This window comes from Vibrio rotiferianus CAIM 577 = LMG 21460, assembly GCF_002741985.1.
Classification (GTDB): Bacteria; Pseudomonadota; Gammaproteobacteria; order Enterobacterales; family Vibrionaceae; genus Vibrio; species Vibrio rotiferianus.
Genome location: NZ_APHW01000005.1, coordinates 1 through 10,266, shown reverse-complemented (window position 1 = coordinate 10,266; position 10,266 = coordinate 1). Strand labels below are relative to the sequence as shown.

Genomic DNA, 10,266 nt, shown 5'->3' with positions numbered 1-10,266 from the left:
GATAGCTGCGATTACTTGAGCTTCCTCTGACTTGGCAGAAACAAACCTCATGCTTGGTCGACTTGCTGCTTCTGCTATCGCAGCCGCATCAATAAAGTCGTTTTTGTTACCTTTGACGTAAGGTTTTACATATTGAGGTGGAATAAGTCGAACTCGATGCCCATAGGCTTCACACTTTCTCGCAAGCCAGTGAGCACCACCACAGGCTTCAAAAGCGATGATGGTAGGTTCAAGTACAGATAAGAAATGAAGTAGTTGGCTTCGACTAAACTTACGGCGAATAACGTCTTTGCCAGTGTGATTGTTGCCAACCGCATGAAAGCAGTGCTTGCCTAAATCGATACCTAAGATGTGAATGGTAGACATATGGTTCACCTCGTTCTGAGAGCCTACTCTAAGCGTAGGGCTTGAGAGTGAGGCGGACCATATAATTAGCCCCGGAAAATTCCGAGGCTTAACATTCATATTAGAACAAGATTAACGAGGACAAATCTCTGACTCTGGGAAGAAGAATTCGATTTCACGAGCCGCAGAGATAGGACTGTCAGAACCATGCACAGAGTTGTGACGCATACTCAATGCGTAATCTGCACGGATGGTGCCACATGCAGCTTCTTCTGGGTTTGTTTTGCCCATTAGCTCACGGTAGCGTGCGATTGCATCTTCACCTTCAAGAACCTGAACCATGATTGGGCCAGATGTCATGAATTCTTTCAGTGCAGGGAAAAAAGGCTTGCCTTCATGTTCAGCATAAAAACCGCTCGCCTGCTCTTCAGTCAGGTGAACCATTTTCGCTGCAATTATACGTAAACCCGCTTTTTCGATACGGTGGTAAATCTCACCAATCAGATTGCGTTCTACAGCGTCGGGCTTAACAATTGAAAACGTTCTTTCTAGAGCCATAAAGTTTCCTTTTCGTACTTGTAATAATAGTTTTATATGAGTGACTTACGTCTCTCTTAGTTATACCAGCACAGACACTAAGTCTGCACTGGTAAAAGTCTTATTTTGTGGCTTGTTCGTTCAGGAATCGAGCAAGAGTACGCACACCCATACCTGTTGCGCCAGCAGACCACTTATCTGAAGCTGACTTACGGTACGTACCTGCACAGTCAAAGTGCAACCAACCTTTCTTGTAATCTTCAACGAAGTAAGACAAGAATGCCGCAGCTGTACTTGCGCCTGGTGAGTAATCACCAGAACTGATGTTAGATAGATCAGCAAAGTTTGACGGCAGCATGCCACGGTGGAAATCAGCAAGAGGCAGTGGCCATAGACCTTCTTTCTCTTGGTTCGCCGCCGTTAGCGCTTGATGTGAAAGCTCATCATCAAAGCTCATCAGTGCATGGTAGTCATTACCTAGTGCATTCTTCGCTGCGCCCGTTAGGGTTGCACAGTCGATGATCAGCTCAGGGTTCTGCTCACTTGCGTAGATAAGACCATCAGCAAGCACTAAACGACCTTCTGCGTCAGTGTTCATGATTTCTACTGTCTTACCGTTTTTGTAAGTGATGATGTCGCCAAGCTTAAGTGCACGACCCGAAACCATGTTCTCTGCACAACAAAGGATCAGTTTCACGCGCTTGTTCAGACCACGCAAAATAGCAAGAGCAAGACCGCCAGTAATCGTACCTGAACCGCCCATATCCGCTTTCATTGCCGTCATGAAGTTTGATGGCTTCAAGCTGTAACCGCCTGAATCAAAGGTAATGCCTTTACCTACTAGACACGCAAAGACTGGTGCATTTTCATCGCCAGTTGGGTTGTAATCAAGTTGCAGCATTGCCGATGTGCGCTCAGAGCCGCGACCCACAGCGTAAATACCTTCCCAACCTTCTGAAAGCAGGTCTTTATCTTTCACGATACGCGCTGTTACTGTGCCCTGAGGCGCGACAGACTTGATGAATTCTGCAGCCATGGTCGCCAATTGACGAGGGGCCACTTCTTCTGCTGTTTTGTTGATGATATCGCGAGTAAAGTCTGTTGAGGTGATGCGAGCATGTAGCTCAGCTTGGTCTTGCTCAGAAAGCGCAACCCACTCTAGCGTGCCGTGTTTTTTCGGGTTGCGGTAACCTTGGTGAAAAGCCCAAATGCTTTCCAAATCCCAGTTATCACCTGCAAGTAGAATTGAGCGAATTCCTTGGCCATCGAGCTGACGCGCTGCACGTTGAACTGCACCAAGATCATGACCTTCACCCAGGTGAATGGTTGTGCCATTCTCAGCGAAAGAAAGCAGTGCTTTGTCGCCCCAATGTGGTGCCGCTGGTTCTTGGCTTAGAAATACAGACATCTGTGTAGACATGGTTTCTCCTTGTCTTATAACGGCGTTGCCTACGCCTCTTCTTTTTAATAACTACCGGATGTTAGCATTATGTAGGGTAAAAATGTCAACTTGATAAAAAAACGGACCTTAAGGTCCGCTTTTTTTAGTGAGAATTGTTAACTCTGCTGCGTTTTACCGCCGAATCGAGCATTAATCCGCTTCGTCCATCCAGCATAAGATAACCGCTTCTAGAATCTTTTCGTTACAATGGTTTGGCTCATCGTCAAACTCATCTAACTCCATGATCCATTGATGAAGATCGGTAAAACGTACTGTTTTAGGATCCAAGTCGGGAAACTTGTCACAAAGCTCAATCGCGATATCGCGAGAATCTGTCCATTTCATTGCTCGTCTTCCTTTTGCTTCACCCCTTATATTGGGGAGATAGTATTAGTGATCTTCCGACGCGTGGTTTAGCGTGTATTTTGGAATCTCAACAACCAAATCTTCATCCGCTACTTTCGCTTGGCAACCAAGACGAGACTCAGGCTCAAGACCCCATGCTTTATCTAACATGTCATCTTCTAGCTCTTCACTCTCTTCTAGCGAATCAAAACCTTCACGAATGATCACGTGGCAGGTAGTACATGCACATGACTTCTCACATGCGTGTTCAATACCAATGCCATTTTTTAGCGCTACGTCTAGAACGGTGTCACCAGTGTTTGCTTCCAACACTGCACCCTCTGGGCACAAATCTTCGTGTGGTAATACAATAATCTTAGGCATAACTACTTATCTCTTATATATCATTAACTGACTGACCTGACAGTGCAGCTCGAATCGATTTATCCATACGGCGCGACGCAAAATCTTGGCTTGCTTTGTCGGTGTCTTTGATGCCTTGCTCGATAGCGTCAGCATCTTCGCCATTGCGCAGTTCAATCAGCGCTTCAATCACTTTTAATAGTTCTTGTTTCTCTTGGTCTGATAGTAGCTCATCACCATCAGCTTGCAGTGCTGCAATCAAACCTTCAATGACACGATCCGCTTCTACGCGCTGCTCTGCCAATGCACGAGCCTGCATGTCTTCTTTCGCGTAAGTCATCGAGTCACGTAGCATATTTGCTACTTCATCATCGCTTAGACCATAAGAAGGTTTCACTTGGATTTCAGCCTGAACACCCGTGCTCTTTTCCATCGCCGTGACAGACAACAGGCCATCAGCATCCACTTGGTAAGTCACGCGAATGTGCGCAGCACCTGCTGCCATTGGGGGAATGCCTTTCAATGAGAAACGAGCCAATGAGCGACAGTCGTCCACCATTTCACGCTCACCTTGTACGGTGTGTACGCTCATGGCTGTTTGGCCATCTTTGAACGTAGTAAATTCTTGTGCGCGAGCCACAGGGATGGTGGTATTACGTGGAATGATTTTCTCAACCAAGCCGCCCATGGTTTCAATACCAAGGGACAAAGGAATTACGTCCAGAAGCAGCATTTCAGAGTCAGGCTTATTGCCTGCCAAGATGTCTGCTTGGATACCCGCACCGATTGCAACTACTTCATCTGGGTTAATGCTTGTCAGTGGTGTACGGCCGAAGAATTCGCCAACCATTTCACGTACAAGCAATGTGCGTGTTGAACCGCCGACCATGACCGCTTCAAGTACATCTTCCGCATCCACATCAGCATCTTTCAGCGCACGACGGCAAGACATTAGGGTTTTCTTCACTAGCGGACGAATCAGATCTTCGAACTGTTCGCGAGTCACTGAGCCTTTCCAGCCAAATACATCAACATCAACGCTGTCTTGCTCAGAGAAAGCGATCTTCGTCGCTGTTGCAATATTCAGTAGTGCACGATTCTTCTCAGCAGAAAGCGGCGCTTCTAAGCCTGCTTGCTCCATTAGGTAATCCGCCAATAGGTGGTCAAAATCATCACCGCCTAGCGCAGAGTCACCGCCTGTTGCCAATACTTCAAAGACGCCTTTCGACAGGCGAAGGATAGAAATATCGAACGTACCGCCACCTAGATCGTAAACCGCAATCACGCCTTCTTGGCCAGAGTCTAGACCGTAAGCGATCGCTGCAGCTGTCGGCTCATTTAGCAGACGTAGCACATGAAGACCCGCCAATTTAGCCGCATCTTTTGTACCTGCACGTTGAGCGTCATCAAAGTAAGCAGGAACGGTAATAACTACGCCAGCCAACTCGCCACCTAGTGTCTCTTCAGCACGTTTGCCTAGTGCTTTAAGAATGTCGGCAGACACTTCAATCGGGTTTTTGTCACCTTGAGCGGTTTGCAGAATAGGTAGACCGTTGTCGCTTTCTTTAAATTGGTAAGGCAAAGATGGGTAGCGAGCTTGAATATCTTTTAGTGAACGACCAATCAGACGTTTTACCGAAATGATGGTGTTTTCTGGTTCTTGCTCCGCTTTTGCTTTTGCGTCGTAACCAACTAACGCCGTATCTTGGGCGTAGTTCACTACAGAAGGCAAAATACTGCGGCCTTGGTCGTCTGTCAGTGTTTTTGCGTCACCGCTGCGAACAGATGCAACCAAAGAGTTGGTGGTACCTAAGTCGATACCCGCTGCTAACTTGTGCTCATGAGGTGCCGAGCTTTGTCCCGGTTCTGCGATTTGAAGTAGTGCCATGATGGATCCTTGTCGCGCTAACTAGCCGAGGAGTTTGTCTTCAACCAGTTCAATTTCATTCTTTAGCTTGGCAATGAATTTGAGTTTACGAACTCGGTCTGCAGCTTCCGCCCAAAGACCTTGGTCTAGTTCTTGTTCTACACTCGCCAAATGCTGTTTGTACATTTTGCTGACCTTAGAGTCGAAGTCAAAAAGCGCTGATTCAGAATCAGAGCTGTCAGCAATGTCTTCCAGTTCTTCACGCAGTTCCATTTGCTCCATTAGGAACATAGGATCTTGCATGGTTTGTTGCTCACCACGAATTTCTGTGCCGTTTTCTGCCAGAATGTATTCAGCGCGAGAAATAGGATGCTTAAGTACTTGATACGCATCGTTGATTTGCGCTGCTTTTTGAACTGCCATCAAGCGGTCACGCTCAGAAGCGGTCGCAAAATTGTCTGGGTGGAAGCGTTTTTGTAGTTCTCGGAACTGAGAAGAAAGAAGGCTACCATCCAGCTGAAACTGACTTGGTAGCCCAAATAATTCAAAGTGATTCATTAAGATCGGGTCCTAGTAAAGCCTTCTGGACTCGTTTGCCCAGAAGGACAATCAATTAGACGTTGAAGCTTTCACCACAACCACATTCACTTTTTGCGTTAGGGTTGTTGAATTCAAAACCTTCATTCAACCCTTCCTTAACGTAATCCAGCTCAGTACCGTCTAGGTATACTAGGCTTTTCTTATCAATGATGATCTTCACATCCGACAGTTCAAACACTTCATCTTCTTCGTTTAGATCATCCACAAACTCAAGGACGTAAGCCATGCCGGAACAGCCTGTCGTCTTCACTCCAAGACGCAAACCGATACCTTTGCCTCGGTTATCTAGGAATGCTTTTACGCGACTTGCCGCTGATTCTGTCATTGTGATGGCCATACTGCACCTTAGTCTGTCTAAATTACGTTTTGGAATGGGAGCATTTTAAGGGCTCCCATTATATACGGAATAATTATTCCTGGTGTTTTTTCTTGTAGTCAGCAACTGCTGCTTTGATTGCATCTTCCGCAAGGATTGAACAGTGAACTTTCACAGGTGGAAGTTCTAGCTCTTCTGCAATCTCAGAGTTTTTAATAGATGCCGCTTCGTCGATAGACTTACCTTTTACCCACTCAGTTACTAGTGAGCTTGAAGCGATTGCACTACCACAACCGTATGTTTTGAATTTCGCGTCTTCAATGATGCCTTCTGGCGTCACTTTGATTTGAAGCTTCATTACGTCACCACAAGCTGGTGCGCCAACCATGCCGCTGCCTACTGATGGATCTTCTTTATCGAACGAACCAACGTTACGTGGGTTCTCGTAGTGATCAATTACTTTTTCGCTGTATGCCATGATAAATTACCTCGAATCCTCTATTCAGTCCGTGAGATTAATGGTGAGCCCATTCAACAGTGCTCAGATCAACCCCTTCCTTGTACATATCCCATAGAGGAGACATGTCGCGTAGCTTAGTCACTGCAACGCGGATTTGTTCAATTGCGTAATCAATTTCTGCTTCAGTCGTGAAACGACCAAATGAGAAACGTACAGAGCTGTGTGCCAACTCGTCATCTAGACCAAGTGCACGAAGAACGTAAGATGGCTCTAGACTCGCTGATGTACAAGCACTACCAGAAGATACTGCTAGGTCTTTCAGTGACATCAGAAGAGATTCGCCTTCTACAAACGCAAAGCTCACGTTTAGGTTGTGTGGAACACGCTGTTCTAGGTCACCGTTCACCGTTACTGCTTCTAGATCTTTAACGCCATCTAGAAGACGGTTACGAAGTGCTAGCGCGTGATCGTAATCTTTTTGCATGTCTTCTTTTGCTACGCGGAACGCTTCACCCATACCCACGATTTGGTGAGTTGGAAGTGTGCCCGAACGGAAGCCACGCTCATGACCGCCACCGTGCATTTGCGCTTCAAGACGGATGCGAGGCTTACGACGTACGTAAAGTGCGCCAATACCTTTAGGACCGTATACTTTGTGTGCAGACAGTGAAATTAGGTCAACTTTCAATTCTTGAACGTCGATTGGCAGTTTACCCGCAGACTGTGCAGCATCCACGTGGAACACAATCTTACGTTCACGACATAGGTCGCCGATCGCTGCGATGTCTTGGATGACACCAATCTCGTTGTTAACGTGCATGATTGAAACCAGAACAGTGTCTTCACGCATTGCCGCTTGAAGTTTGTTTAGATCAATCAGACCGTTTGATTCTGGCTCTAGGTAAGTCACTTCAAAGCCTTCGCGCTCTAGCTGACGACATGGGTCAAGAACCGCTTTGTGCTCTGTTTTACAAGTGATTACGTGTTTACCCTTCTTAGAGTAAAAATGTGCTGCACCTTTGATAGCAAGGTTGTCAGACTCTGTCGCACCAGATGTGAATACGATTTCGCGAGGATCTGCATTTAGAAGGTCAGCAATTTGCTCACGAGCAGTATCTACAGCTTCTTCTGCCTGCCAGCCGTAACGGTGCGAACGCGAAGCTGGGTTGCCAAATGTGCCATCCATTGTCATGTACTGAACCATTTTTTCAGCAACACGTGGATCTACTGGACATGTAGCGGAATAATCAAGATAAATCGGCAGTTTCATTCTCTACTCCAATGTAAAATGCTGACCGCTAAGAGCGGACGTTTACACCGATGGGCGCGGTGGTTGTATTTTTGTTTGATAACCCATGAGTGACCACCAGATCAATGTCCTGACGATCAGAAATTTCTAAAACTTCGTTGTCTGTCATTAGCTCACCGAGCGTAATGTTATTTAAGAAGTCACTAATGCGAGAGCTTAGGTCACGCCACAATGTATGTGTTAAGCAGCGAGTGCCACCTTGGCAATCGCCTTTGCCTTGGCATTTAGTCGCATCGACTGACTCATCAACGGCTGCAATTACAGTACCAATAGCAATACTGTGCGCGTCGGCGCCAAGTCGGTAACCACCGCCAGGACCACGAACGCTGGCAACAAGACCTGCTTTACGTAATTTTGAAAAAAGCTGCTCTAAGTATGAGAGCGAGATCCCTTGGCGCTCTGAAATGTCAGCAAGAGGTACTGGGTTTTGTTGCGAATGCAGTGCCACATCCAGCATGGCTGTCACCGCATATCTTCCTTTAGATGTAAGTTTCATACCACACCGTATCCACATGGTTTGTAATGATTAGGATTTTTCCATACCCGACTAAATTGGTCAAGTATTTGTTTGACTATTTTAGTCAGGTATTCATCCTTACACCTAAAAAGGTTATTATTTAATCAGAGCTTCTTTTCAATCGCCGTTAGAACACCGCGTAGAATGTTTAATTCTTGAGCTTCTGGTCGTGCTCGTGAGTACAAACGACGTAGCTTGTTCATCACCTGGCCAGGCTGTTCTTTGCTAATAAATTGGGTCTCAACCATCACCTTTTCAAGGTGTTCAAAGAACATTTCTAGCTCTTTATGGCGTGGATATTCTTCAGGCTCACTCGGCGCATATTGGCTTTGCTCTAAATTGAGGTGCGCAACGCGAACTTCATAGCTCAGCGTCTGTACCGCCATGGCTAGATTGAGCGAGCTGTATTCAGGGTTAGCAGGGATGCAAACATGGTAGTGGCACTTCTGTAACTCATCATTGGTGAGACCTGTTCTCTCACGACCAAAAACTAATGCTACAGGGTGTTTTTGCCCTTCAACAGCAAACTTCTCACCACACTCACGAGGCTCAAGCATCGGCCATTCAAGTGTACGTGAACGAGCGCTTGAGCCAACCACAAGGCCACAATCGGCAATGGCTTCTTCGAGCGTCTTTACAACCGTGGCATTTTGAGCGATATCGCCGGCACCAGCAGCAAGAGCAAGGGTTTGCTCATCCACTTCACACTGCGGATCAACCAATACAAGTTGGCTTAGCCCCATGACTTTCATTGCTCTTGCAGCGGAGCCAATGTTGCCTGAATGAGAAGTTCCGACGAGTACGATTTTTACTTGATCCAACATCTGTATTTGCTACCTGATTTAAAACCGAAAGATGTTACCATAACTTTCTAACACACCCTAGAGTGAAGCAGGTTTCTATTCGCATTCTCATCAATTGTTTTCGAGCTTTACGACAAAACTAATGCGGTTACTTTTATCTGCGAACAAAAAATAACCACTTCCTTTTTGCTTTCACTCTGGTATACTCGCCGCCGCTTTAAATTGTTCTTTAACATCCGTTGGGAAATTCGTATGCATCCAATGCTAAACATTGCTATTCGCGCTGCGCGAAAGGCAGGCAATCACATTGCTAAATCATTAGAAAACACAGATAAAATTGAATCTACGCTAAAAGGCACTAATGACTTTGTTACTAATGTAGACAAAGAAGCAGAAGCTATCATCATCGATACTATCAAGCACTCTTACCCAGAGCACTGTATCGTTGCTGAAGAAGCCGGTCTTATCGAAGGTAAAGATAAAGACGTACAATGGATCATCGACCCACTGGATGGCACTAATAACTTTGTAAAAGGTTACCCTACTTTCGCAGTATCTATCGCGGTTCGCTTCAAAGGTAAAACTGAAGTGGCTTGTGTATACGATCCAATGCAAAACGAGCTATTCACTGCACAACGCGGTGCTGGCGCTCAGCTAAACAACGCTCGTATCCGTGTTACTCAACTAAAAGACCTACACGGTACGGTTCTAGCGACTGGTTTCCCATTCAAACAGAAGCAACACTCAGAGTCTTACATCAAGATCGTAGGTTCTCTATTCACTGAGTGTGCTGACTTCCGTCGTAGCGGTTGTTCTGCTCTTGACCTATGTTACGTGGCAGCTGGCCGTGTAGATGGTTACTTCGAGCTAGGTCTAAAACCATGGCAAATGGCTGCAGGTGAGCTTATCGCTCGTGAAGCTGGCGCAATCCTAACTGACTTCGCTGGCGGTACTGACTACATGAAGTCTGGTAACATTGTTGCTTCTAGCGCTCGTGGCGTGAAATCTATCCTTAAGCACGTTCGCGAAAACGGCAACAGCGCGATCCTTAAGTAAGATTCTGAAGTCATACTAAGCCCGTCACGCTGATGACTTTTGAATAGCCCCGCTCATTGAGCGGGGCTAATTATATGGTCCGCCTCACTCTCAAGCCCTACGCTTAGAGTAGGCTCTCAGAACGAGGTGAACCATATGTCTACCATTCACATCTTAGGTATCGATTTAGGCAAGCACTGCTTTCATGCGGTTGGCAACAATCACACTGGCAAAGACGTTATTCGCCGTAAGTTTAGTCGAAGCCAACTACTCCGTTTCTTATCTGTACTTGAACCTACCATCATCGCTTTTGAAGCCTGTGGTGGTG

The 10,266-nt window shown here is 46.2% G+C and carries 13 protein-coding genes; 1 reads left to right on the top strand and 12 read right to left on the bottom strand.

Annotation, left to right across the window (positions count from 1 at the left end; translation table 11 throughout):
- The 12 genes from B853_RS02735 to trmJ form a co-directional block, all read right to left on the bottom strand.
- The coding region (locus B853_RS02735) for an IS110 family transposase (RefSeq protein WP_143700774.1) at window positions 1-366 on the bottom strand (366 nt) is incomplete at its 3' end.
- A 111-nt stretch (window positions 367-477) separates the two neighbouring features.
- A complete protein-coding gene (ndk, locus tag B853_RS02730) occupies window positions 478-903 on the bottom strand; it encodes a nucleoside-diphosphate kinase (RefSeq protein ID WP_010446164.1) in 426 nt (141 codons plus the stop codon).
- 100 nt (window positions 904-1,003) lie between these two features.
- Window positions 1,004-2,302, bottom strand: a complete 1,299-nt coding sequence (gene pepB, locus B853_RS02725) for an aminopeptidase PepB (RefSeq protein WP_010446162.1) — start codon at window positions 2,300-2,302, stop codon at window positions 1,004-1,006.
- A 171-nt stretch (window positions 2,303-2,473) separates the two neighbouring features.
- Window positions 2,474-2,668 carry a Fe-S cluster assembly protein IscX gene (gene iscX / locus B853_RS02720; RefSeq protein ID WP_005424887.1) on the bottom strand — a complete coding sequence of 65 codons (195 nt, stop codon included), beginning with the start codon at window positions 2,666-2,668 and terminating at the stop codon, window positions 2,474-2,476.
- A 45-nt stretch (window positions 2,669-2,713) separates the two neighbouring features.
- The gene (gene fdx, locus B853_RS02715) at window positions 2,714-3,052 is read right to left on the bottom strand and encodes an ISC system 2Fe-2S type ferredoxin (RefSeq protein WP_005424889.1); all 339 of its coding nucleotides are present in this window, start codon (window positions 3,050-3,052) and stop codon (window positions 2,714-2,716) included.
- Window positions 3,053-3,065: 13 nt separating this feature from the next.
- The gene (hscA, locus tag B853_RS02710; protein ID WP_038887864.1) at window positions 3,066-4,919 is read right to left on the bottom strand and encodes a Fe-S protein assembly chaperone HscA; all 1,854 of its coding nucleotides are present in this window, start codon (window positions 4,917-4,919) and stop codon (window positions 3,066-3,068) included.
- A gap of 21 nt (window positions 4,920-4,940) precedes the next feature.
- Window positions 4,941-5,456, bottom strand: coding sequence for a co-chaperone HscB (hscB, locus tag B853_RS02705; protein ID WP_038887866.1), 516 nt, complete (start codon window positions 5,454-5,456; stop codon window positions 4,941-4,943).
- A gap of 55 nt (window positions 5,457-5,511) precedes the next feature.
- Window positions 5,512-5,835, bottom strand: a complete 324-nt coding sequence (iscA, locus tag B853_RS02700; protein WP_005424893.1) for an iron-sulfur cluster assembly protein IscA — start codon at window positions 5,833-5,835, stop codon at window positions 5,512-5,514.
- A 73-nt stretch (window positions 5,836-5,908) separates the two neighbouring features.
- Complete coding sequence (gene iscU / locus B853_RS02695; protein WP_005424883.1) at window positions 5,909-6,292, bottom strand: Fe-S cluster assembly scaffold IscU; 384 nt, start codon at window positions 6,290-6,292, stop codon at window positions 5,909-5,911.
- A gap of 37 nt (window positions 6,293-6,329) precedes the next feature.
- Complete coding sequence (locus tag B853_RS02690; protein ID WP_038887868.1) at window positions 6,330-7,544, bottom strand: IscS subfamily cysteine desulfurase; 1,215 nt, start codon at window positions 7,542-7,544, stop codon at window positions 6,330-6,332.
- A 28-nt stretch (window positions 7,545-7,572) separates the two neighbouring features.
- Window positions 7,573-8,079 (bottom strand): Fe-S cluster assembly transcriptional regulator IscR, encoded by a 507-nt coding sequence (gene iscR / locus B853_RS02685; RefSeq protein WP_010446153.1) that lies wholly within the window; start codon window positions 8,077-8,079, stop codon window positions 7,573-7,575.
- 125 nt (window positions 8,080-8,204) lie between these two features.
- Window positions 8,205-8,924, bottom strand: a complete 720-nt coding sequence (gene trmJ, locus B853_RS02680; protein ID WP_010446151.1) for a tRNA (cytosine(32)/uridine(32)-2'-O)-methyltransferase TrmJ — start codon at window positions 8,922-8,924, stop codon at window positions 8,205-8,207.
- Window positions 8,925-9,155: 231 nt separating this feature from the next.
- Between trmJ and suhB the strand changes: the two genes are divergently transcribed.
- Entirely contained in the window at window positions 9,156-9,959 is an 804-nt protein-coding gene (gene suhB, locus B853_RS02675; protein WP_010446149.1) for an inositol-1-monophosphatase, read from the top strand.
- Window positions 9,960-10,266 lie beyond the last annotated feature (307 nt).